This is a genomic window from Bradyrhizobium sp. CCBAU 53340, assembly GCF_015291645.1.
Taxonomy (GTDB): Bacteria; Pseudomonadota; Alphaproteobacteria; order Rhizobiales; family Xanthobacteraceae; genus Bradyrhizobium.
Genome location: NZ_CP030055.1, coordinates 4,410,912 through 4,433,841, shown reverse-complemented (window position 1 = coordinate 4,433,841; position 22,930 = coordinate 4,410,912). Strand labels below are relative to the sequence as shown.

Here is a 22,930-nt window from a genome sequence, read left to right as displayed (position 1 = left end):
TTTAGGTGCCTTTGGGCTGATCCTGGAATTGAACGGATAAACACATAATGCGCTTGCTTGTGCGGTTCATGGGCTTCCTGTTCGCCGCGGGAACGGTGGTGTTCCTTGTCGGTGTCGGTGCCGTGGCAGGCCTGATCTGGCATTTCTCCAAGGACTTGCCCGACTACTCTCAGCTTCAGGATTACGAGCCGCCGGTAATGACGCGCGTGCACGCGGTCGACGGCTCGCTGCTCGGCGAATACGCCAAGGAGCGCCGGCTCTATTTGCCGATCCAGGCGGTGCCGAAGCTCGTGATCAACGCCTTCCTCGCCGCCGAAGACAAGAATTTCTACGAGCATGGCGGCATCGACTACACCGGCATGGCGCGCGCGGGTCTGCTTTATCTTCAGAACTACGGCTCCAACCGCCGTCCGCAAGGTGCCTCCACGATCACCCAGCAGGTCGCCAAGAATTTCCTGCTGACCAACGAGGTCTCTTTCTCGCGCAAGATCAAGGAAGCCTTGCTCGCGATGCGCATCGAGAAGACCTATTCGAAGGACAAGATCCTCGAGCTGTATCTGAACGAAATCTATCTCGGCCTCGGCGCCTACGGCATCGCCGCCGCCTCGCTGGTCTATTTCGACAAGTCGGTGAATGAGCTCACCGTGGCGGAGGCTTCCTACCTCGCGGCGCTGCCGAAGATGCCGGCGACGCTGCATCCGGTGCGCAACCGCGATCGCGCCATCGAGCGCCGCAACTACGTGATCGACCGTCTCCAGGAGAACGGCTGGATCAAGCAGGCTGACGCCGACAAGGCGCGCAAGGAGCCGCTGGTCGTCACCAGCCGTTCCAACGGTGCCCACACCTTCGCCGGCGAATATTTCGCCGAGGAAGTCCGCCGCGACATCTTCGAGCGCTACGGCGAGAAGAAGCTGTACGAGGGCGGCCTCTCGGTCCGCACCACGCTCGATCCGAAGATCCAGGTCATGGCCCGCAAGACCATGGTCACCGGTCTCGTGAACTATGACGAGCAGCAGGGCTATCGCGGCGCCATCAGCAAGCTCGATATCTCGGGCGACTGGGGCGTGAAGCTCGCGGAGATCAAGTCGCTCTCCGACATCTCGCCGTGGCGCATGGCGGTGGTGCTGGAAACCAGCGACCAGTCGGCGCGCATCGGCTTCCAGCCGAACCGCGAACTCGGCGGCGCCGTCAGCAAGCAGCGCGAGACCGGTCTCGTGACGCTCGACGGTGTGCGCTGGGCGCGGGCGACGCAGGGCAACGCCAAGGGCAAGACGCCGACCTCGGTGGCGCAGGTGCTGCAGCCCGGCGACGTGATCTATGCCGATCCGCTCTACACCAAGGAGGGGCAGCCGGTCGAAGGTCAGTACCGTCTTCGCCAGATCCCCGAAGTGTCGGGCGCAATGGTGGTGATGGACCCCTGGACCGGCCGCGTGCTCGCGATGGTCGGCGGCTTCTCGTTCGACCAGAGCCAGTTCAACCGCGCCACGCAGGCCTACCGGCAGCCTGGGTCGTCGTTCAAGCCGATCGTCTATTCGGCCGCGCTCGACAACGGCTACACGCCGTCAACCGTCGTGCTCGACGCGCCGATCGAGATCGATCAGGGGCAGGGCGCCGGCGTGTGGCGGCCTGAAAACTTCTCGGCGAACAAATATCAGGGGCCGGTGACGCTGCGGAACGCGCTGCGGCAGTCACTCAATACGGTGACCGTGCGGCTTGCGCAGGACATCGGCATGCCCCTGATCGGCGAATATGCGCGCCGCTTCGGCGTCTATGACGAGCTGCCGAACTATCTCTCCTACGCACTCGGCGCCGGCGAGACGACGGCGATGCGCATGGTCACGGCCTATTCGATGATCGCCAATGGCGGGCGCCGCGTGAAGCCGACCCTGATCGACCGTATCCAGGACCGCTACGGCCACACCATCTTCAAGCACGACCAGCGCGAATGCCGCGGCTGCGATGCGCCCGGCGGCTGGAAGAACCAGCCCGAGCCGCAGCTGATCGACCGCCGCGAGCAGGTGCTGGACTCCATGACCGCCTATCAGATCACCGAGCTGATGGAAGGCGTGGTGCAGGCCGGTACTGCGACCGTGGTGAGGGAGGTCGGCAAGCCGATCGCCGGCAAGACGGGCACGACCAACGAGGCCAAGGATGCCTGGTTCGTCGGCTTCTCGCCTGACATCGCAGTCGCGATCTACATGGGTTACGACAAGCCGCGTCCGCTCGGCAAAGGCAACGCCGCGACCGGCGGCCATCTGGCGGCTCCGATCGCGCGCGACTTCCTCAAACTCGCGCTCGCCGACAAGCCCGCCGTTCCGTTCAAGGTGCCGGCCGGCATCAAGCTGATCCGCGTCGTCGCCAAGACCGGCATGCGCGCCGGCCCCGGCGAGACCGGCGGAACCATTCTGGAAGCCTTCAAGCCGGGCACGGCGCCGCCGGACAATTACTCGGTGATCGGCGTTGCCGACGCCGATGGGCGCGGCGGCGTGCCGGCGTCGCAGCAACAGCAGCCGGATTCCGGCTTCTTCATGCGGCCGGGCACCGGCGGGCTGTACTAAGGCTTAGGACAAGGCAAACGAACCCTGTTCCGGCGGTTGCGCTTTGGCGCTGCCGCCGTTACATCCCGTTGCAATCGAACGCGGACCCATTCCGCGACATCAGAGAACCACATGCGCGCCGAAATCGAACGGTTGGTAGAAGAGATCAAGCAGTCAGTCGGGCTGCTGAGGAGGCATCTTTGACGTCGAGAAATCGACGGCGCGCCTCGCTGAGCTGAACAAGCTCGCAGAAGATCCCAACCTCTGGAACGATCCCCAGAAAGCCCAGAAGCTGATGCAGGAGCGCACCTCGCTGGAGGATTCGCTCTCGGGCATCGGCAAGGTCGAGCAGGAGCTCGAAGACGACATCGGCATGATCGAACTCGGCGAGGCCGAGGGCGATACCGGTGTCGTGGCCGAGGCTGAAGCCGCGCTCAAGAACCTCAAGAAGGAAGTGGCGCGGCGCGAGCTCGAGGCGCTGTTGTCGGGCGAGGCCGACCGCTTCGATTCCTATCTCGAGGTCCATGCCGGCGCCGGCGGCACCGAGAGCCAGGATTGGGCGCAGATGCTGCTGCGCATGTACACGCGCTGGGCCGAAAATCACGGCTTCAAGGTCGAATACCTCGAAGAGTCCGAGGGCGAAGAGGCCGGCATCAAATCGGCGACCATCCAGATCTCCGGCCACAATGCCTATGGCTGGCTGAAGACGGAGGCCGGCGTGCATCGTCTCGTTCGCATCTCGCCGTTCGATTCCAACGCGCGGCGGCACACCTCGTTCTCGAGCGTGCAGGTCTTCCCCGTCATCGACGACAGCATCAAGATCGACATCAAGGAATCCGACGTCCGTACCGACACCATGCGCTCGGGCGGCGCCGGCGGCCAGCACGTCAACAAGACCGAATCCGCGGTGCGCCTGACGCATATCCCGACCGGCGTCGCGGTGGTCTGTCAGGCCGGCCGTTCCCAGCACAAGAACCGGGCGCAGGCCTGGGACATGCTGCGCGCGCGCCTGTACGAGATCGAGCTGAAGAAGCGCGAGGAGAAGGCTGCCGCTGACCAGGCCGCCAAGACCGATATCGGCTGGGGTCACCAGATCCGCTCCTATGTGCTGCAGCCCTACCAGATGGTGAAGGATTTGCGCACGGGCGTGCAGACCTCCGACACCTCCGGTGTGCTCAACGGCGAGCTCGACGACTTCATGGCCGCGACCCTGGCGCAGCGCGCCTTCGGGACCACCGCCGGCGATGTCCAGGACGTGGACTGATCATGCCCCGCGTCGCCTTCATCGGATTGGGGCGGATGGGCCACGGCATGGCCGGCCGCTATCTCGATGCCGGCTTCACGGTGACGCTGTGGAATCGCAGCAAGGCCAAGGCGGAAGATCTGATCGCGCGCGGCGCGAAGTGGGCGACGTCGCCTGAGGATGCCGCGATCGATGCCGACGCGGTCGTGGCCATGGTCGCCGATGACGAGGCCTCGCGCGCGGTCTGGCTCGGGCCCAAGGGCGCGGCCAAGGCGATGAAATCAGGCACCATCGCGATCGAGTGCTCCACCGTCTCCTATGATCACGCCCGCGAGATGGGCCGCGAGATGAACGCGCGTGGCCTGATCTATGTCGATTGCCCCGTGACGGGTGCGCCGGATGCGGCTGCAAGCGGAAAGCTGACGCTGCTGGTCGGCGCGGATGCTGCCGACCTCGATCGCGTGCGGCCTTATCTCGAACCGATCGGCGCGACCATCCGCCATTTCGGCGCGGTCGGCGCCGGCACGGTCTACAAGCTCATCAACAATCTCCTGGGCGCGATCCAGATCGCGGGCCTCGCCGAAGGGCTCGCGATCGCCGAGCAGGCCGGGCTCGACATGAAGCTGGTGCTGGAGTCGATCCAGGCGGGTGTTGCCGCCAGCCCCCAGGTCCAGCGTCATTCCAAGCGCATGGTGGCGCGCGACTTCAGCCACGCGACCTTCACGACGGCGTTGCGGCACAAGGATGCGGCCTATGCCGTCAGGCTCGCCGAGAGCCTGCTGGCCGATAAGCCGCTGGTCGCGCACGCCGCGGTCGAGTCCTACGCGCGGGCGACGGCGGCGATGCCGGACGAGGACGAAGGCAGGATGATCGAGCTGGTGTCGCGGCCGAGAAAGCCGTCTTAATCGGGAAGTTCGACATGGGGCAGCCTCGATCGGAACGCGGTCTCGGCATTGCCCTCGTTGCTGCGGCGGCGATTGCCTGGAGCACGGCGCCGTTCTTCACGCGGCTGTTGCCGTTCGATCCCTGGACCATCCTGTTCTGGCGCGGCCTGTTCGGCGGCAGCCTGATCTCGGCGATTCTCGTCCTGATGCAGGGGCGCGGCGCGCTCGGGCAATTGGTGGTGCCGGGACGCGGCGGTTTGCTCGTCGCCTCTCTGTCCGCCATCGGCATGATCTCGTTCATCCCCGCGCTGCAGATGACCAAGGTGATGAACGTCGCGGTGCTGATCGCAACCCAGCCGTTCGTTGCGGCGGCATTGGCATGGCTGTGGCTCGGCGAAGCCGCGACACGGCGCACGCTGATCGCGAGCCTCGTTGCGTTTGCCGGCGTGGCCATCACCGTCGGCGGCATCCAGGCCGGCGCCGATGTCGGCGGCGTGGCGTTGAGCTGTCTCATGGTGCTCGCCATATCGGCCATGACGGTCGTGGTTCGGCGCCATCGCGAGACGTCGATGGTGGCGGCGGCTGCGCTCTCGAATTTCATCGGCAGCCTCGTCAGCCTGCCGCTCGCCCACGACATCGCCCATGTCGGCGGCCACAACCTCACGATCCTCGCGATGTTCGGCTGTCTCCAGGTCGCGCTCGGCCTGACCTTCTATATGCTCGGCTCGCGCCTGTTGCCGTCAGGGCAGGCATCGCTGATCGCCACGCTGGAGACGCCGTTGATGGCGTTCTGGATCTGGGTCGCTTTCCGCGAGGTGCCGGCCGTGCATGCGCTTGTTGGCGGGGCGCTGGTGATCGGGGCGGTGATCGCCGATATCGCTGGGACCGCGCAGAAGCGCGAAGAAGTCTGACTGGCCAACTTCTGAGAGTGACATTTGGGGCAATTGTCATTTCGAAAGCTGAACGAAGGATGGAACGCAGAGCCGAATGCTCCGTGGCCGCACGTGGCCATATCCGGCCATGACGTCCTGCTGAGCTTCCTGCTCAACCCTTTTCAATTCACGTCGTTTGCGGAGGAGGACCAAGGCATCCTTCGCTTTAGCAATTGCGTCCGGTATCGCCTCGGAGCGACCAACGATGAGGGGTGGTCTCGCGGACAATGCCGTTACAGCAAGTTGGCGCCACGCTGGGGCGAATTCTACGAGATTGCGGGTTGTGATCCCCATATGATGGATCCGATAGACTGGGAGCTCGTGGGCGGGACTTCGACGTCGTCGCGTCATTTTCTGTTCTATTTCCGCGATGAGACGTTCGAATGCATGGCCGCCGATTGGACATTCGAGCCCGTCTTGGAAAATGCCCTTATCCGGAAGCTGCGCGTTGGCTGAGGCGAACGGTGCTTCCCAACCCTCGTCTGATCGGAAATCGGGTGGCGTTGCCAGCCGGTCTCGCCTAGGTCGGCCGCCGAGGTGAAGCGCATGCCCCTGAACGATAAACGGATCGACGCGCGAGACTGGTCGCTGCTCGCATTGCTGTCGATCCTTTGGGGCGGCTCGTTCTTCTTCAACGGCGCTGCGCTCCGCGAGTTGCCACCGCTGACGCTGGTGTTCCTGCGCGTGGTCCTCGGCGCGGCCATGCTGTTGCCGCTGCTGCGCATGCAGGGGATCAGCTTTCCCAAGGGCGTCGCCGGCTGGACGCCGTTCCTTGCGATCGGACTGCTCAACAACGTCATTCCGTTCTCGCTGATCGTGATCGGCCAGACCTTCATCCCGAGCGGACTGGCGTCGATCCTGAATGCGACCACGCCGCTGTTCACGGTCCTGGTAATGGCCGCCTCGGGCGAAGAGGCGTTGCAGGCGCGGCGGGTGGCTGGCGTGGCGCTGGGTCTCGCGGGCGTGGTCATTTTGCGGGGCTGGGGGATCGAGGCGCGGACCGGGCAGGGGATCGGCATCCTGCTCTGTCTCGGGGGCGCGCTCAGCTATGGCTTTGCGGCGCTCGCGGCGCGACGGCTCCTGAAAGACTCCCCGCCGCTCGGGACGGCGACGTTTCAACTCTCGGCATCGACGGTGATGATGGCAATCGTCGCCGCCACGGTCGAGCAGCCGTGGCGACACCCGCTGCCGGGCCTAGCGACCTGGCTTGCCGTGCTCGGCCTTGCTGCGTTCTCGACCGCGCTCGCCTACATCGTGTTCTTTCAGATCATACGACGCTCCGGCGCGACCAACGTGATGCTGGTGACGCTTCTCATTCCGGTGACCGCGATCCTGCTGGGATGGCTGGTGCTGGGTGAGCCGATCTCCTTGCGTGAGATCGCCGGTGCGATCGTCATCGGCAGCGCGTTGATCGTGATCGACGGACGCGCTCTGAGAATGTTGCAGCGCGCTCGATAAGTTCCCAGGGCGAGCGTTTCATTCGGCGGAAGATCCTGCCGCTTGCCATTCGCCGGCCGCCTTGCGACACTGCCCACAAAATAAAAATGACATAGGGGAGAGAACGATGCCGGGTCGTTGCGAAAACCTTGCTGCCCTCGCCATGCTTGCCGTCGCCGTACTCGCCGCGACACCGGTCGTGGCGCAGAAGAAATACGACCCCGGCGCCAGCGACACCGAAATCAAGATCGGCAACATCATGCCCTATAGCGGGCCGGCGTCGTCCTATGGCGTGATCGGCAGGACCGAGGCCGCGTTCTTCAAGATGGTCAACGATCAGGGCGGCATCAATGGCCGCAAGATCAATTTCGTCAGCTATGACGATGCCTATTCGCCGCCGAAGGCGATCGAGCAGGCGCGCAAGCTGGTCGAGAGCGACGAGGTGCTGTTGATCTTCCAGGCGCTCGGCACACCCTCGAACTCGGCGATCATGAAATACATGAACGCCAAGAAGGTGCCGCAGCTCTTCGTCGCCTCCGGAGGCACCAAGTTCGGCGATCCCAAGAACTTTCCCTGGACCATGGGATTCCAGCCGAACTACCAGAGCGAAGGGCGGATCTACGCAAAATACATCCGCGATCATTTTCCGAACGGCAAGATTGCCGTGTTCTGGCAGAACGACGACGCCGGCAAGGATCAGTTCAAGGGTTTGAAGGACGGCCTCGGCGACAAGGCTGACATGATCATCGCCGACAAATCCTACGAAGTCAGCGATCCCTCGATCGACTCGCAGATCGTCGCCCTGCACGATTCCGGCGCCGATATCTTCTTCTCATGGGCCGCGCCCAAAGGCTCGGCGCAAGCGATCCGCAAAGTGGGCGAGCTCGGCTGGAAGCCCAAATTTTTCCTGGCGAACACCGCAACGTCGATTGCCTCGGTGCTCAAGCCTGCGGGGCTCGACTATTCCAAGGACATCATCTCGACCGCTTATTTGAAGGATCCGACCGACCCGACCTGGGACAAGGATCCGGCGGTGATCGCGTGGCGCGCGTTCATGGACAAATATTATCCCGACGGCGACAAGACGAATGCCAATAATCTCTACGGCTACGTGGAGGCCGAAGCGATGGCACAGGTGCTGAAGCAGTGCGGCGACAATCTCACGCGCGAGAACGTCATGAAGCAGGCGGCAAACCTGAAGGATTTCCACACCGACCTGATGCTGCCCGGCATCATGGTCAATACCTCACCCGATGACTATTTCCCGATCGAGCAGATGCAGCTGATGCGCTTCAACGGGCAGGTCTGGGAGCTGTTCGGCGACGTCATTACCGGAGAGGTCGGCCACGAGCATGGCCAATAGTGACAGGCTCAGCCCGCGCTCAGCCGTACGCCGGCGCGCAAGAATTTCTGCGGGTCGACGGCTTCCCCGTCGATGCGGGTTTCATAGTGCAGATGCGGGCCGGTCGAGCGGCCGGTCGAGCCGACGAGGCCGATGACCTGGCCGATCCTCACGATCTCGCCGACCTTCACATTGATCTCGGAGAGATGACCGTAGCGGGTCGATAGACCATTGCCGTGATCGACCTCGACCATGCGGCCGTAACCACCGGACCAGCCGGCCGAAACCACCTTGCCGTTGGCCGTGACGCGGGCGGGATCGCCGGTCGCGGCGCGGAAGTCGAGGCCGGTATGCATCGCAGGCCGGCCGAGGAAGGGATCGCTGCGCACGCCGAAGCCCGAGGTGAACTCGACTTCGCCGACGACAGGCTTGCGATAGGGCACTTGCGCCAGCGTGCGATTGAGTCGGTCCATTTCGGCGCGCGTGACATTGATACGATAGAGCTGCTTCTCGAAGGGACCCGCGTTCGCAGTGAGTTTCACCGGTACGAACGGGCCGCCCATCGGGGCGCGCGGCACGGCGGCCTCGAGACTGGCGAGGTTCAGGCCGAGGTCGCTGACGACGCCGCGCATGCGCCGCATCCGCGAATCCATGCCTTCCTCGACGGCGTTGAGCGCCGCGACCTGGCGGCGCTCAACCTGATCGAGCGAGGTCGTGAGCCGAACCAGGACGTTGTCAAAACCCTGGTTCTTGGCGAATTGATTGACCGGCGCGCTGGTCGCGGCCGGGGCGCGGGATTCGAGCCGTGCTTCGCGGTCAGGCGGCGCCACGAAAATGACGGTGTCGCTGATCGGCGATGGCTTGGGCGTGCCCTGCGTCGTCTGTGCCGAATCGCCGCGCTGCGGCGTCGAGCGCGGGATTGATCCGGTCACGTCGGGCATGGCGCCAAGCGCCGTGGCCCGGGATTCCAGCGCCGTCTGGCGCTTCATGATCTGGTCGAGCTTCTGATCGAACTGCTCCTGGTCGAGCAGCTGCCGGCTGGTGGCGCGGTCGACCTTGGCGCGGAGCTCGGCGATACGATCTTCATAGGCGTATTGCATCTCGGCCTGGCGGGCGATCAGCCGGGTCAGCACGTCGTCGCGGAAGGCGAAATAGGTGGCGGTCGCCGCCGACCACAGCCCGAGCAGGACCACGGTGCCGACCACGATCCAGAACACCACCGGCCCGAGGCGAACCTGCTTGCCGTGATGCTGGATGGTGTAGGCGTCGTCGGTGTCGGGGAGGGGAATGGCGGCTGCCGCGACAGGGGCGGCACGACGCTGGTAGGCCCGTCCGTGGTCGTGGGGATGATGCTGGGGGTACTGCGAATATTGGGCAGAACTTTTCGACATCGGCACTCCCGCGCCGGTCGGAACGGTTCCTTGCGGCCAAATTGCCGCGGCAATCTGGGCCCGTCATGGTTAATTTTCCGGAAACGGGAGCGCTCGATTTTAACGGGCTGGTTAAAGACTTGTTGCCGTAGCCAGCACCTCATCAGCATGGCCGTCGACCCGGACATTGCGCCAGACCCTGGCCACCTTGCCGTCGGCGCCGATCAGCACCGTGGTGCGAAGAATCCCAACGAACTTCTTGCCATACATGGATTTTTCGCCCCAGGCGCCATAAGCCTCCAACATCTCGTGGGCTTCATCCGAGATCAGGGGGATGCCGAGGCTGTGCTTGTCGCGAAACTTCTCCTGGGCCTTTAACGGATCGGCCGAAATCCCCAGCACGGCGGTGCCGGCAGAGGTGAAGGCGTCCTTGAGGCGGGTGAAGTCAATCGCCTCACGGGTGCAGCCTGGCGTGTCGGCGCGGGGATAGAAGAACAAGACCAGCTTCTGGCCGGCATAATCCGACAGGGTAACCACATTGCCGCCGTCCCGGGGCAGGCGGAATGCCGGGGCCTTCTGGCCCTCGATCAAAGCTGACTTGGTGCCTGACGTCGCAGTGGCTGGCTTGGAAGCCTTTTCAGAAGATTTTAACCGTTTCGATGCGGCCTTATGCGATGCTGTCTTTGCACCCGTTGGGCCCGGTTTGGCCGCCGATGCGGGCTGTGTTTTCGCGCTGCGTGTTTGAGTCGATGCCCGTGTTTTCAAGGGATTCTTCTTGACGGTCGAACTGCCGGAGGGCGATTTGGACAATTTCTTTCGGGATTTCTTGGACATACGCCTTCCTTTCGTCGCTTTCGGCGGGTCAACCAAAGCGGTATTGCAGCTCTCGTCCGGTGTGCCGGATTCGCGCCCTCGGCTGGGCAAGTTTGGCGGCGCCGGAGTATGGTTACAAGGAATTCCACGCACCACCCCACTGCTCGTTGAACGCGCTCCCGGGGCGAAATGACGAACAGCAGGAACATCAGAAGTATGGCTGCAATGCCGGGGCGGGGAGCGTCGATCCCTGTCGATGGCTGCGGTCCCGGTGGCGCTCAATCCTACGATGGGCGCCTGCATCGAGAGGCAATGGCAAGGAATACGTCGCCCCAGGATCACATCAGGGATTTCGATCGGCACGGCGGCCATCATGAGCAGCCGGAATGGGACGAGGCCGACTGGGATCAAGATCAGGAGGAGGAGGCGGGCCATCGCGCACGCCGCCTGCTGTCGCGTTCCAGTTCGCGCTTCCAGGTTGGTGACGGCTTCTCGTCGGTCCGGCGGATGCTGCCGAGCGGACGCTGGATTCGCCGGGTATCCGTCGTTCTCGGCGCCTTGATCGTCATCTTCGTCGGTTGCTTCGGTGCGCTGTGGTGGCGGCTCGGCGCCGGCCCCATCAATCTCGACATGGCAACGCCGTGGCTGGCCGCGGCGATCGAGGACAATATCGGCCACGGCAACACCGTGGAGGTCGGTGGCACCCAGATCGAGCGCGCCGGACGCATCCGGATTGCCGTGCGCATCCGCGACATCGTTGTTCGCGATCATGATCATGCCATTGTCGCCAGCGCGCCGAAGGCCGAGGTCAGGCTGTCGGGAGCGGCGCTTCTCATGGGGCATCTGCGCGCCGAAAGTCTCAACCTCGTCGATGCCGAGCTCGCGATCCGGATCGCGCCTGACGGAACCGTCACGGTGTCGGCCGGCGATACGGCAAAGCCGCTTGCCACCGGCGTCGCGTCCAAGAAGGAGGCCGGCCTGCCGCCGACATTCCCCCGCAACGGTATTCCGCCGCCGCCGTTCGGGATGGCGCCTGCGACGCCGGACGCATCGCAGGCCGCGCCTCAGACCACGGCGCAGAGTGGAATCCTTCAGGGCCTCGATTGGCTCGACAGCCTGAGCATGACCGGGCTCGACGGCCAGAACCTGAACGAGATCGGCCTCAAGAACGGCAACCTGATTGTCGACGACCAGCAGCGCGGCAGCAAATGGTCGTTCGAGAACATCACGCTCAGCCTGCGCCGACCGAGCCATGGCGGCGTCACGCTCAGCCTTGGCGAGGAGGGCGCCCACCCATGGTTGCTGCGCGCCACGATCGGCCCGGCCGAGAACGGCGTGCGCTCGGTCGATATCCGGGCCGACAAGGTCTCGACCTCCAACATCCTGCTCGCGATGCGGGTGAAGGACCTGACCTATACGGCCGATCTGCCGCTGACCGGCGAGTTGAAGGGTGAGCTCGGCCGCGACGGCGTGCCGACATTCTTCCGCGGCAAGGTCACCGTGGGCGCGGGCAACATCATCGACACCGACACGCCCGATTATCCGATGGCGATCGACTCGGCCGAGATCAATGTCGAATGGGATGCCAATCGGCGGGTGCTGGTCGCACCGTTCAAGATCCTTTCGGGCTCGAACCGTCTGACGCTGCTGGCCCATCTGGAGCCGCCCAACGGCACCGTGAACGACTGGCAGCTCGGCTTCAGCGGCGGCTCGATCCTGCTCGGCGGCATCGACAACGAGCCGCCGCTCGTCTTCAACCGCATCGCGATCGGCTTCCGCTTCGATACCGATCACAAGCGCATGCTGCTGACGCAGGCCGACATCTCCAATGGCGAGATCGGTATCGCTGGCACGGGCGCGATCGACTATTCGGGCGAACCGCGGCTGACGCTCGGCTTTGCGGGAACGCCGATGTCGGCCTCCGCGCTGAAGCGGATGTGGCCGACGCTGATCGTCCCGGAGCTGCGCCAATGGGTGATCGAGCGGATCGAGCGCGGCACGCTCCAGCGCATCGAGATCGGGGTCAACTCGCCGACGCGTAACCTTCCACGCAAAGGACCGCCAATTCCCGACGACGGTCTCTCGGTCAACATCGTGGCGAGCGGCGTCGCGGTTCGTCCCGTCGACGGCATGCCTGTCGTGCACGATGCCGACCTCAAGGCGCACGTGACCGGACGCACGGCCACCGTGAATATCGGACAGGGCATTGCCGACACGCCCGCGGGGCGCAAGATCACGATCTCCGACTTCACGTTCGAGGTGCCGGACATGGCGCCGAAGCCGTCACCCTCGCGGACCCGCTTCCGTGTCGATGGCCCGGTGCCGGCGGCGGCCGAAATGCTGTCCAATGACCGCTTAAGCGATCTGTCGTCGACCGTCGTCGATCCCAACGCCAGCAAGGGTACGTTCACGGCCAACATCCAGCTCGGCCTGCCGGTCAAGGGTGAGCTGACCAAGGCGGACACCGTCTATGCCGTCACTGCCGATCTCAACGGCTTTGCCGCCGACAAGCTGGTGATGAACCAGAAGCTCGAGGCCAACAATCTCAAGATCGTCGCCAACAACCAGGGTTATCAGGTCAAGGGCGACGTCAAGATCAACGGGCAGGCGGCCTCGCTCGACTACCGCAAGGCGACCGATGGCGATGCGGACGTCAAGCTGCAGGCGACGCTGGACGATGCCAGCCGTGCGCGCCTCGGCTTCGATCTCAGTCCCGCCGTCAGCGGATCGGTCCCGGTCAAGGTGTCGGGCAAGATTGCCGGCGGTCCCGACGCGACGACGAAGCTCGGCATCGAGGTGGACCTGACATCGGCCAAGCTCGACAATATCCTTCCCGGCTGGGTCAAGCTGCCCGGCAAGTCGAGCAAGGCGACATTCAAGGTGGTGCCGACGGCACAATCGACGCGGCTCGAAGACATCGTCATCGAAGGCGGCGGCGCCTCGATCAAGGGCTCGCTGGAGGTCGATCCGAACGGCGATCTGATGAACGCCAACTTCCCGATCTATGCGCCGTCCGACGGAGACAAGACGTCGTTGAAGGTCGAGCGTGGTCAGGACGGCGTGGTCCGCGGTACCATGCGCGGCGACGTGTTCGACGGCCGCGGCTTCCTGAAGTCGGCGATCTCAGGCAATTCCAAGGACGACAGCAAGAGCAAGCTGAAGAACGTCGATTTCGACATCGACGTGAAGCTCGGCACTGTCATGGGGTTCAACGGCGAGGCGATGCGCAGCGTCGATGCCAAGATGTCGAAGCGCAGTGGGGCCATCAAGGCGTTCGCGCTGAGCGGCAGGATCGGCCAGAACACCCCTGTGGCAGCAGATCTGCGCGGCGGCCGCGCGCAGGGCAGCCGCGAGGTGATCTATCTCCAGACCAATGACGCCGGCGCGCTGCTGAAGTTCACCGACACTTATACCAAGGCGGTCGGCGGCCAGATGGTCGTGGCGATGGAGCCGCCGACGTCCGAGCCGAACACGGCGCGCGAGGGGCTCATCAACGTGCGCGACTTCACGGTGAAGGGCGAGGCGCAGCTCGAGCGCGTCGCCGCGGGCGCCCCGAACGGCACCGGCAATGGCATTTCCTTCAGCGCGCTCCGCGCCGAGTTCATCCGCCAGAACGGCGCATTGACCATCCGCGACGGCGTGGTCAAGGGCCCGATGATCGGCGCCACCATCGAGGGCTCGATCGACTATCCCGGCAACCAGGTGTGCATGAGCGGTACCTTCGTGCCGATGTACGGGTTGAACAACATGTTCGGACAGATTCCGGTGCTCGGGTTGTTCCTGGGGGCTGGCGACAAGGAGGGACTGATCGGCGTGACCTACGAGGTCGTCGGCACGCCGGCCGCACCCGTGATGCGCGTCAATCCAATCTCGGCCATATTTCCCGGCGTGACCCGCAAGATCATGGAGTTCAACACCGGCAAGCAGAACACGCCGTTCGACGATCAGTTGCCGTCGTCGCAGTCCGGCGACAGCCCGACGGGGTCGGCAAGGCAGCTGTCGAGCGGTTGCAGCGCGCGCCGTTAGCGCGAAGCATCTCAGGCCCAGCCGGTGAGGCGCGCCCCCGGTTGTGAATCTCGGATTTTGGTGGGCATCACGCCCGGCCGGACCTGCAATGAACCGATTCGTTCACCGCATCATCATGTCCGTGTTGCTTGCAGCAGCTCTCGTTCTGATCTGGAACGCGCTGGGCTCAAGGTAAAGAGAATGGCGCCGGCGAAGTCGCCGGCGCCATCTTTAGTGTGTGTGCGGATCGAATATCTCAGCGCCGCGCGAACGCGCCGCTGGTCGAGCTGCTTTCGTTGCCCATTGCCGCATCGGCGCTCACTGCGCCGCCACCCGCCGCGGCGAGATACAGGCAAGCGAAGCAGAACAGGATCGCGGCGGTACCGCCGTTGATCAGCGGCAGGAACACCGGCGGGCCTTCCTTGGAGATGTGGAAGACGTGGCCGATGAAATAGGCGAAGGCCATTTCGCCGGAAAGGACAAAGGCCGACAGTCGGGTGAACAATCCGATCATCAGCGTCGCGCCAAGCACGAGCTCGATCAGGCCGGCCGCCCAGATCAGCGGCGGCGGATTGGCGAACATCGCCACCATCGGAATGTGGAAGAGCTTGGTCATGCCGTACTGGAATAACAGCAGTCCTGTGATGAAGCGAAACAGGCTCAAGAGAACCGGTTGATAGCGAGAGAGATAAGGAAAGTTCATTGGTTTGTGCCCTCGATCCGATGCTGCGACTAGGACCGCATTCGGTTCCGCCTCGCAAGCTGCGCCAGGTCAATTCACGCTGACATTTTCGTCATGACGGACAAAACACCGCAGGCTGGGGTTTCAGCCGCGAATTGTTTGCATTTTTTAAGCGTCTACGCGCGGAGCGGCACGTAGTTCCCCGGTGACACGAATGAGTGCAGGTTACCTTCGGGAAACCTAGCGCCGCAAGGCGGGCACGATCAGGAAAGGGATCATCCCGAGCACGACGCTCGCAAGTGCGAAGGCGAGCAGCGCATTGTAGCCGTGGGTGGCGTCATGGATCAGGCCGCCGCTCCAGGAGCCGAACGCCGATCCGAGGCCGCTGCCGATCGAGATTGTGCCGTAGATGGTGCCGACGCGCTTACCCCTGAAGATCTTCATCGCGGTTGCCGTGATCAGCGGACCACGAGAGCCCATCATGCTGCCGAAGCAGACGACAAAGCCGGTGAGCAGGATGACGTTTGGATAATATTGCAGCAGCCAGAGCAGGACGATACCGAGGATCGAAATCGCGTAGCTCAGCAGCACGGACGGCCGGCGCCCGATCAGCCCGTCGAGCGCCGAGACCCCCAACATGCCGAACACCAGCACGACGCCCGAGAAGCCCCAGGCGGTTGCGGCCTGCAGCGGCGGGAAACCGGCATCGATCAGATAGGCCACGATTTGCGCTGCGATCGCATACATGCCGACCGCGGTGAAGAAGAAGGTCGAGAACAGCGCCCAGAAGGCGTGGTGACGCATCGCGCTCAACAAGGTCCAGCCATTGTCGACGAAATCAGGATCGCTCTTCTTGGTGACGTAAGGCGAGCCGGCCGCGAAGGTGCGCCAGGGCAGGAGCATGAGCGGCAACAGCAGGCCCAGCGCGGCGAAGCCGTAGACCTGATAGGTCTCGCGCCAGCCGAGATGGTCGATCAGGAGTTGCGAGGCTGGCAGCAGCGCCAGCACGCCGCCGCCCATGGCGGAATAGACCACCGCCATCGCCGTCGGCAATCGCGGCCCGAACCAGCGGCCGAGCAGGATCGAGTTCGGCACAGTGCCGATGAAGGCGACGCCGATGCCGAGGCAAATGCCGATCGAGAGCTGGAATTGCCAGAGCGCCTGCGCGTGGCCTGCGACCAGGAAGGTCGATCCGAGCAGCAGCAGGCCGAGCGCATAGACGATGCGTGGTCCGGAATGATCGAACAGGCGGCCGACCAGCGGCGCGGTCAATCCGCTGATCAGCCAGGTCAGCGAATAGATCGAGACGACCTGTCCTCGGTCCCAGCCGAAGTTTTCGGAGATGGGCTTGAGGAAAACGGTGAAGCTCTCGCTCAGGCCGCGACCGAGAACGGCGAGTGTGAAGCACAGGGCGAGCACAACGAGTGCGGTGCGCACCGCATCTCTCTGAGTCGCCCCGCTTTGCTGCTTGGCTGCTTTCTTGGGCGTGTTCTGATCCATTGCCGTCAGGGAGCGCGCTTCGTTGCGCCCTGACAAGCATCAAAAGCTCATACGCCTATGCAGGCTTGATGAGGACGTGCTTCTTCTTGCCGAAGGACAGCTTGATGACGCCTTCCGGTGTCAGATTGGCTGCTGCGAGGGTCATCTTCTCGTCGGTCACCGGCGCGTCGTTGACGCGCAGGCCGCCGCCCTTGATCTGGCGTCGCGCCTCGCCATTGGAGGCAACGAGGCCCGCCTTGACGAAGGCGTTGAGCACGCCGAGGCCGGTCTCCAGTTCGCCGCGCGCAATTTCCACCGTCGGCAGGCTTTCGGCGAGTGCGCCTTCCTCGAAGGTGCGGCGCGCGGTTTCAGCCGCTTCGTTCGCGGCATCGCGGCCGTGCAGCAGCGCGGTGGCCTCGGTGGCGAGCAACTTCTTGGCCTCGTTGATCTCGGATCCGCCGAGCGCCTCGAGCTTCTTGATCTCAGCCAACGGCAGCGTCGTGAACAGTTTGAGGAACTTGCCAACGTCGGCGTCCTCGGTGTTGCGCCAGTACTGCCAGAAGTCATAGGGCGAGAACTGGTCGGCGTTGAGCCAGACCGCGCCTTGCGCGGTCTTGCCCATCTTGGCGCCGGAAGCCGTCGTCAGCAGCGGCGTCGTCAGCGCAAACAGTTGATGCGTGCCCATGCGGCGGCCGAGATCGACGCCCATGATGATGTTGCCCCACTGATCCGAGCCGCCCATCTGCAACTTGCAGCCGGTGCGCTTGGCGAGCTCGACGAAGTCGTAGGCCTGGCAGACCATGTAGTTGAACTCGATGAAGCTCATCTCCTGCTCGCGTTCGAGACGCAGGCGCACGGAGTCCATGGTCAGCATGCGGTTGACCGAGAAGTGCCGGCCGACATCGCGCAGCATCTCGATCCAGTTCAGCTTGGTCAGCCACTCCGCATTGTCGAGCATGATGGCGTCGCTTTTGCCGTCGCCGTATTTCAGCACCTTCGCGAACACGCCGCGGATCGATTCCTTGTTGGCCTCGATCTCGGCAATGGTGCGCATCGCGCGCGTCTCGTCCTTGCCGGAGGGATCGCCGACCATGGTGGTGCCGCCGCCCATCAGCGTGATCGGCTTGTTACCGGACTGCTGCAGCCAGTGCAGCATCATCATGGTCAGGTAATTTCCGATGTGCAGCGAGCGGGCGGTGCAATCGTAGCCGACATAGGCGGTCGCCTCGCCCTTGGCGGCGAGTGCGTCCAGCCCCTCGAAATCGGAGCATTGGTGGATGAATCCACGTTCCTGAAGCGTGTTGAGGAAATCCGATTTAAAAGCAGTCATCTGTCGGCGTGCCTGACAATTCTTGGTTTACTGTTTCGGGAGCAATTTAAGGGTCTTATCCGGGAACTCGATTGCTGCCCGCCACTTGGCGCTGTGGCATTATAAGATGTGTCCCTCTGGCACAAGATCGGCATGCCGGAGGGGTGTTTGAGGACGCTGATCCCATGATGTTGACGGCACTCGGTTTGATGAGCGGCACCTCGCTGGACGGGGTGGACGTCGCGCTGATCGAAACCGACGGAAGGCAGGTGAAGGCGTTCGGGCCCTCCGGTTACCGGCCCTACAACCCGGCGGAGCGCAATTTGCTGCGCCAGGCGCTCTCCGAGGCCGTGCACCTGTCACAGCGCGATGCCAGGCCGGGCGTTCTGGGCCAGGCCGAGCGGGTGGTGACGCGCGCCCATGCCGAGGCGGTCGCCGCGTTCGTCGCCCAGAACCGGATGAGGCCCGAGGACATCGACATTGTCGGCTTCCATGGCCAGACCGTGCTGCATCGGCCGGAGCGGCGGCTGACGGTGCAGATCGGCGATGCGCCAGCGCTGGCCAAGGCGATCCATATCCCCGTGATGTATGATTTCCGCGCCGCCGATGTCGAGGCGGGCGGGCAGGGGGCACCGTTGGTGCCAGTCTACCACCGGGCGCTGGCGCAATCGCTGGAGCGCGAGGGACCGATCGTCGTGGTCAATATCGGCGGTGTCTCCAACATCACCTATATCGACGGCAACGACACGCTGATCGCCTGCGACACTGGGCCCGGCAATGCGTTGCTCGACGATTTCATGTTTCGCACCATGAACCAGGCGTTCGATGCGGAGGGCAAGTTCGCCGCGCTCGGCAGGGCCGACGAGGCCTGGATCGCGCGGGCCCTGGAATTGCCGTTCTTCGCGGCGCCGCCGCCGAAATCGCTCGATCGCAACGACTTTGCCGCGCTCAAGCTCGGCGATGTTCAGCCGGCCGACGGTGCTGCAACGCTCACCGCCTTCACCGCGGCGGCGATCGCCCGTGTCATCCCGCTGCTGCCGCGGCGGCCGCGCAGCTGGATCATCTGCGGCGGCGGCGCGCGCAATCTCACCATGCTGCGCATGCTGCGGGAGCGGGTCGGACAGGCAACCGTCGAGGCCGCCGAAACGCTCGGCTGGGCCTCCGATGCCATCGAGGCGCAGGCCTTCGGCTTCCTCGCCGCCCGCGGCCTGAAGGGCTTGCCGCTGTCCTATCCGACCACCACAGGCGTGCCGATGCCGATGACCGGCGGGGTGATCGCGCGGCCCTGAGGCCGCGCCGGTTAATGCAAATGCATGGATCTTGACGGATATATGCAAGTGCATCTATGTTGAATGCAGTTGCATCTAACGCCGGGATCATGCCATGACCGCCTCGCTCAAACTGATCAGCCACAAACTCTGTCCCTACGTGCAGCGCGCCGTGATCGCGCTGAAGGAGAAGGGCGTGCCGTTCGAGCGGATCGATATCGATCTCGCCAACAAGCCCGACTGGTTCCTGAAGCTGTCGCCGCTCGGCAAGGTGCCGGTGCTGGTTGTGACGACGGAGCAGGGCGAGGTCGCTCTGTTCGAGAGCAACGTGATCTGCGAGTACATCGAGGAGACGCAAGGCGGTACCAAGCTACATCCAGCCGACGCACTCAAGCGTGCCGAGCATCGCGCCTGGATGGAGTTCGGTTCGGCGATCCTCGGCGATCTCTGGGGATTGGAGACGACGACGGATCCGGCGATTTTCGAAAGCAAGCGCCAGGCACTGACGGCGAAATTTGCGCGTGTCGAGGCCGCGCTCGGCGCGGGTCCGTTCTTCGCAGGCGAAGCGTTCAGCCTGGTCGACGCCGTCTTCGCACCGATTTTCCGTTATTTCGATCTGTTCGACGAATTGACCGAGCACAACATCTTCGCCGATGTGCCGAAGGTGCGGGTGTGGCGGAGCGAGCTCGCGCAGCGCCCAAGCGTACGCACGGCCGTCGGCGCGGACTATCCGCAATTGCTGCGCGCGTTTCTCGTTCGTCACGACGCCCATCTACTCAAGCTTACGGCCTGGGCGCCGTTATAGACTCGGTAGGGGCTTCAGTTGCAGCCGTCGACCAGCAGCAGCTTGCTCGTCGTCGTGGCATGGCGCAGCTTGAAAAGGTCCTGAGCGTCAGGATCATCCAGAAAGGCTTGCGCATTCGCGCGCTCCGGAAATTCGATGATGACGAGACGCTCGGGCGTCCAGTCGCCTTCGATTGCGGTCGGCTCGACGCCACGGACGATGTACCGACCCGAATGCCTAGCGATGAACGCCGGGATTTCGCTGATGTATGTCTTGAAGCCGGCAAACTCGTTCACCGACAGGTCGAGCACCAGATACGCCTTCAATGGTTGTCCCCTGCGAGCGATGTCGTCTGCGGTCGGCTAGAGTTCCGCGGCCATCCTTGCCAGGGTGGCGATGGTGTTCATGTTGCGGGCGGTGCCGACCTTGGCGGCGGGGATCGCGAGTTTCGACGTTCCCATGCCGTCGCCGTAATGCACGTAGATCTCACGGCGGCCGAGCTTGACCTCTTCATTCTTCTGGCCGCGAATTCCGGCGAGCGTGTCCGCGGGCGGCGCCTTGTCGAGGAAGATCGCGACCGTGCGGTTGGGCGCCATTTTGGGAAATGGATTGGCGGCCAGAATCGCCGCCATCTCGGCCGCGCTGCGCACCAGCACACCGACTGGCGCGCCGGCGTAAGCGTGCAGCCGTTTTTCTAGGGCAGCCTTGACTGCGGATTCCGATTTGCGGCTGGTGAAGACCACATTGCCGCTGGCGATGTAGGTGCGCACGGCACCGAGGCCGAGCTCTTCGCACATCGCCTTGAGCTCGGTCATCGGCAGCTTGCCGGTGCCTCCGACATTGACCGCACGCAGCAGGGCTACGAACGCGGGCATCAGAGCATGATCCGGAAAAGTGTGAAGCGGTTTTCCGAATAGATCATGCTCAAAGGAGAGCCTTACCGCACGTTGGCGAGGCGCATGTCGAGATAGGCCGTGATGGTTTCCATCAGCGGCTCGAGCTTGGCGTCGAAGAAGTGGTTGGCGCCGGGGATGACTTGCTGGTCGATCACGATGCCCTTCTGCGTCTTCAGCTTCTCGACCAGCGTGTTGACGTCCTTCGGCGGCACCACGGCATCCTTCTCGCCATGCACGATCAGTCCCGAGGACGGGCAGGGCGCAAGGAACGAGAAGTCATAGAGATTGGCCGGCGGCGCGATCGAGATGAAGCCCTCGACCTCGGGGCGGCGCATCAGGAGCTGCATGCCGATCCAGGCGCCGAAGGAGAAGCCGGCGACCCAGCAGGCGCGTGCCTCGGGGTTGATCGTCTGCGCCCAGTCGAGCGCTGCCGCCGCATCCGACAACTCGCCGGTGCCGTGGTCGAACGAGCCCTGGCTGCGGCCGACGCCGCGGAAGTTGAAGCGCAGCACCGAGAAGCCGCGATGCGCGAAGGCGTAGTAGCACTGGTACACGATCTGATGGTTCATCGTGCCGTGAAACTGCGGATGCGGGTGCAGGATCATCGCGATCGGCGCGTTCTTCTGCTTGGCCGGGTGATAGCGGCCTTCGAGACGGCCGGCGGGGCCGGTGAAAATGACTTCAGGCATCGATGATCTCTGGATTGATGTGCTGGAGAGCTGGTCCTTGGCAATCAATCGATTGTGGCCTCATCGGCAGATGCCGATGAAAGCGCGAATGGAAGGATGAGAAGGCGTGCGCCTCGCGGTGATGCGCAAACGGCGCGCGGTGACTTGACGGTGCGCGTTCTAACATAGGCTGCGGGGCAAAAAGCAAGCATCTTCGACATCCATCAATGGGCTCAAGAGCTTAGCCGGCCATCCCGATGGCGCGCCAACCGCGACGGGGATTGAACCAGGGGATGGCCCGGGTCGTCCTTGGGGTGACAACCAATTGGAATCACGATTGTTTATCGCCTAGCGCGAGATCCCGCTGGCGATTCACAAAGCCGCGGTGCGGCCTCCGAGCGAGGCCACCGCGGGCCGGTAGCGCCGACTGCCGCCAAGCGTCTTGCCGTTGTCGAATGTGAGCTCGAAATCCCCTGACGGCTTGAAGTCCACGCCGCTCACCCGGTGGAGATTGGCAAGCCTGGTCCGGTGCACACGGACGATAGCGAAATGGGCGAGCTCAGTTTCGGTTGCGGCGAGCGTCCCCCGGATCAGGTGCTGGGTGCCGTTGGCAAGGCTGTATTCGATATAGTTGCCGGCGGATGTGACCCACAGGATGTCGCGCGGTGCGACGCGAATCCGGCTGCTGCCGTCGCGGAGCCAGATCAAATCGGGGGACGAGGGTTCCTGCGGAGCAGCCGGCGTGTACTGGGCTTCCTGAGCCGCCTTGCGCAGCTCGCGACGGCTTTCGATCAGCCAGAGCGTTGCCCCGATCAGCAATGCGGTCACCGCATCCTTGCGGAACTCATACAGGACCGTCGCCAGCGAAAAATGGAAATCGTAGGCGCTGCCCGCGAGCCAGAGCATGACCTTCCGCAAGCCCACCATGCCCGCGATGTGGAGGGCCGAGAAGCCGAGCAGGGCGATCGCGCCAACTCCGATCCGCTCCGCCAGGCCTGTCGCTCGGCGCATCCGCCGCACCGACAGCATCAGGATCGGCACCAGCAGCAGGATGACGATGATGCTCGACAGTTCCCAGAACAGGCGCCGGCCAATGTCATAGCTGTCGCCGCGCCAGGCGGCGTCCTGCGCGCCGGAGAGCGCATTGACGATGCCGATGGCGAGCGCGATGGCCGCGATCGCAGCGAACATCATCCAGTCGCCACTGATCCCGCGGAACCAACCGCTCGTCCCTGACGACGACGCCTCGTCCCCTCGCGCCCGGTTCTGATCCCAAGCCGT

Annotated in this window: 19 protein-coding genes; 10 read left to right on the top strand and 9 right to left on the bottom strand. The window is 63.9% G+C overall.

Annotated features, from left to right (window positions below; genetic code table 11):
- The first annotated feature begins 47 nt into the window (after window positions 1–47).
- From XH89_RS21110 to XH89_RS21080, 7 genes are all read left to right on the top strand, one after another.
- On the top strand, window positions 48–2,558 hold the full coding sequence (locus tag XH89_RS21110) for a penicillin-binding protein 1A (RefSeq protein WP_194462363.1): 2,511 nt from the start codon (window positions 48–50) through the stop codon (window positions 2,556–2,558).
- A 111-nt stretch (window positions 2,559–2,669) separates the two neighbouring features.
- Window positions 2,670–3,801 (top strand): peptide chain release factor 2 gene (gene prfB, locus XH89_RS21105; protein WP_194462362.1). Its coding sequence is split into 2 segments (ribosomal slippage): window positions 2,670–2,738 and window positions 2,740–3,801, totalling 1,131 coding nucleotides; the frame shifts between segments, so codons are not numbered across the junction.
- 2 nt (window positions 3,802–3,803) lie between these two features.
- Window positions 3,804–4,685: an NAD(P)-dependent oxidoreductase gene (locus tag XH89_RS21100; protein ID WP_194462361.1), complete on the top strand. Its 882-nt coding sequence runs from the start codon at window positions 3,804–3,806 to the stop codon at window positions 4,683–4,685.
- 14 nt (window positions 4,686–4,699) lie between these two features.
- Window positions 4,700–5,575: a DMT family transporter gene (locus XH89_RS21095; RefSeq protein WP_194462360.1), complete on the top strand. Its 876-nt coding sequence runs from the start codon at window positions 4,700–4,702 to the stop codon at window positions 5,573–5,575.
- 24 nt (window positions 5,576–5,599) lie between these two features.
- On the top strand, window positions 5,600–6,052 hold the full coding sequence (locus tag XH89_RS21090; protein WP_194462359.1) for a hypothetical protein: 453 nt from the start codon (window positions 5,600–5,602) through the stop codon (window positions 6,050–6,052).
- A 90-nt stretch (window positions 6,053–6,142) separates the two neighbouring features.
- The gene (locus tag XH89_RS21085) at window positions 6,143–7,054 is read left to right on the top strand and encodes a DMT family transporter (protein WP_194462358.1); all 912 of its coding nucleotides are present in this window, start codon (window positions 6,143–6,145) and stop codon (window positions 7,052–7,054) included.
- Window positions 7,055–7,160: 106 nt separating this feature from the next.
- Window positions 7,161–8,396, top strand: coding sequence for an ABC transporter substrate-binding protein (locus tag XH89_RS21080; RefSeq protein WP_194462357.1), 1,236 nt, complete (start codon window positions 7,161–7,163; stop codon window positions 8,394–8,396).
- 8 nt (window positions 8,397–8,404) lie between these two features.
- Here the strand turns inward: XH89_RS21080 and XH89_RS21075 are convergent, their stop codons facing one another.
- Both XH89_RS21075 and XH89_RS21070 read right to left on the bottom strand, forming a co-directional pair.
- Window positions 8,405–9,766 carry a M23 family metallopeptidase gene (locus XH89_RS21075; RefSeq protein WP_194462356.1) on the bottom strand — a complete coding sequence of 454 codons (1,362 nt, stop codon included), beginning with the start codon at window positions 9,764–9,766 and terminating at the stop codon, window positions 8,405–8,407.
- A gap of 111 nt (window positions 9,767–9,877) precedes the next feature.
- Entirely contained in the window at window positions 9,878–10,579 is a 702-nt protein-coding gene (locus XH89_RS21070; protein WP_194462355.1) for a peroxiredoxin, read from the bottom strand.
- A 204-nt stretch (window positions 10,580–10,783) separates the two neighbouring features.
- Between XH89_RS21070 and XH89_RS21065 the strand changes: the two genes are divergently transcribed.
- Entirely contained in the window at window positions 10,784–14,584 is a 3,801-nt protein-coding gene (locus XH89_RS21065) for a DUF3971 domain-containing protein (RefSeq protein ID WP_194468561.1), read from the top strand.
- Between the two features lie 235 nt (window positions 14,585–14,819).
- Here XH89_RS21065 and XH89_RS21060 read toward each other — a convergent pair whose 3' ends face one another.
- The 3 genes from XH89_RS21060 to tyrS all read right to left on the bottom strand — a co-directional run bounded on the left by XH89_RS21060 (window position 14,820) and on the right by tyrS (window position 18,054).
- Window positions 14,820–15,266, bottom strand: a complete 447-nt coding sequence (locus XH89_RS21060; protein ID WP_194462354.1) for a DoxX family protein — start codon at window positions 15,264–15,266, stop codon at window positions 14,820–14,822.
- Between the two features lie 219 nt (window positions 15,267–15,485).
- Window positions 15,486–16,745 carry an MFS transporter gene (locus XH89_RS21055; protein ID WP_194468560.1) on the bottom strand — a complete coding sequence of 420 codons (1,260 nt, stop codon included), beginning with the start codon at window positions 16,743–16,745 and terminating at the stop codon, window positions 15,486–15,488.
- Between the two features lie 55 nt (window positions 16,746–16,800).
- Window positions 16,801–18,054, bottom strand: a complete 1,254-nt coding sequence (tyrS, locus tag XH89_RS21050; RefSeq protein ID WP_194462353.1) for a tyrosine--tRNA ligase — start codon at window positions 18,052–18,054, stop codon at window positions 16,801–16,803.
- A 164-nt stretch (window positions 18,055–18,218) separates the two neighbouring features.
- Here tyrS and XH89_RS21045 point away from each other — a divergent pair, with 164 nt between their 5' ends.
- Window positions 18,219–19,322 (top strand): anhydro-N-acetylmuramic acid kinase, encoded by a 1,104-nt coding sequence (locus XH89_RS21045; protein ID WP_194462352.1) that lies wholly within the window; start codon window positions 18,219–18,221, stop codon window positions 19,320–19,322.
- 94 nt (window positions 19,323–19,416) lie between these two features.
- On the top strand, window positions 19,417–20,106 hold the full coding sequence (locus XH89_RS21040; protein WP_194462351.1) for a glutathione S-transferase family protein: 690 nt from the start codon (window positions 19,417–19,419) through the stop codon (window positions 20,104–20,106).
- A gap of 14 nt (window positions 20,107–20,120) precedes the next feature.
- On the opposite strand, the gene XH89_RS21035 is transcribed toward XH89_RS21040, so the two are convergent.
- The 4 genes from XH89_RS21035 to XH89_RS21020 form a co-directional block, all read right to left on the bottom strand.
- Window positions 20,121–20,411, bottom strand: coding sequence for a DUF1330 domain-containing protein (locus XH89_RS21035; RefSeq protein ID WP_194462350.1), 291 nt, complete (start codon window positions 20,409–20,411; stop codon window positions 20,121–20,123).
- 36 nt (window positions 20,412–20,447) lie between these two features.
- Entirely contained in the window at window positions 20,448–20,960 is a 513-nt protein-coding gene (locus tag XH89_RS21030; RefSeq protein WP_194462349.1) for a DUF1697 domain-containing protein, read from the bottom strand.
- A 62-nt stretch (window positions 20,961–21,022) separates the two neighbouring features.
- Window positions 21,023–21,670, bottom strand: coding sequence for an alpha/beta hydrolase (locus tag XH89_RS21025; protein WP_014495555.1), 648 nt, complete (start codon window positions 21,668–21,670; stop codon window positions 21,023–21,025).
- A 351-nt stretch (window positions 21,671–22,021) separates the two neighbouring features.
- Window positions 22,022–22,843: a LytTR family DNA-binding domain-containing protein gene (locus XH89_RS21020; protein WP_246767574.1), complete on the bottom strand. Its 822-nt coding sequence runs from the start codon at window positions 22,841–22,843 to the stop codon at window positions 22,022–22,024.
- Window positions 22,844–22,930: the final 87 nt, after the last annotated feature.

Coding starts and splice junctions, on each gene's coding strand:
- XH89_RS21110 (WP_194462363.1), top strand. CDS start 48: ATGCGCTTGCTTGTGCGGTTCATGGGCTTCCTGTTCGCCGCGGGAACG.
- XH89_RS21100 (WP_194462361.1), top strand. CDS start 3,804: ATGCCCCGCGTCGCCTTCATCGGATTGGGGCGGATGGGCCACGGCATG.
- XH89_RS21095 (WP_194462360.1), top strand. CDS start 4,700: ATGGGGCAGCCTCGATCGGAACGCGGTCTCGGCATTGCCCTCGTTGCT.
- XH89_RS21085 (WP_194462358.1), top strand. CDS start 6,143: ATGCCCCTGAACGATAAACGGATCGACGCGCGAGACTGGTCGCTGCTC.
- XH89_RS21080 (WP_194462357.1), top strand. CDS start 7,161: ATGCCGGGTCGTTGCGAAAACCTTGCTGCCCTCGCCATGCTTGCCGTC.
- XH89_RS21075 (WP_194462356.1), bottom strand. CDS start 9,766: ATGTCGAAAAGTTCTGCCCAATATTCGCAGTACCCCCAGCATCATCCC.
- XH89_RS21070 (WP_194462355.1), bottom strand. CDS start 10,579: ATGTCCAAGAAATCCCGAAAGAAATTGTCCAAATCGCCCTCCGGCAGT.
- XH89_RS21065 (WP_194468561.1), top strand. CDS start 10,784: ATGCCGGGGCGGGGAGCGTCGATCCCTGTCGATGGCTGCGGTCCCGGT.
- XH89_RS21060 (WP_194462354.1), bottom strand. CDS start 15,266: ATGAACTTTCCTTATCTCTCTCGCTATCAACCGGTTCTCTTGAGCCTG.
- XH89_RS21055 (WP_194468560.1), bottom strand. CDS start 16,745: ATGGATCAGAACACGCCCAAGAAAGCAGCCAAGCAGCAAAGCGGGGCG.
- tyrS (WP_194462353.1), bottom strand. CDS start 18,054: ATGACTGCTTTTAAATCGGATTTCCTCAACACGCTTCAGGAACGTGGA.
- XH89_RS21045 (WP_194462352.1), top strand. CDS start 18,219: ATGATGTTGACGGCACTCGGTTTGATGAGCGGCACCTCGCTGGACGGG.
- XH89_RS21040 (WP_194462351.1), top strand. CDS start 19,417: ATGACCGCCTCGCTCAAACTGATCAGCCACAAACTCTGTCCCTACGTG.
- XH89_RS21030 (WP_194462349.1), bottom strand. CDS start 20,960: ATGCCCGCGTTCGTAGCCCTGCTGCGTGCGGTCAATGTCGGAGGCACC.
- XH89_RS21025 (WP_014495555.1), bottom strand. CDS start 21,670: ATGCCTGAAGTCATTTTCACCGGCCCCGCCGGCCGTCTCGAAGGCCGC.
- XH89_RS21020 (WP_246767574.1), bottom strand. CDS start 22,843: ATGATGTTCGCTGCGATCGCGGCCATCGCGCTCGCCATCGGCATCGTC.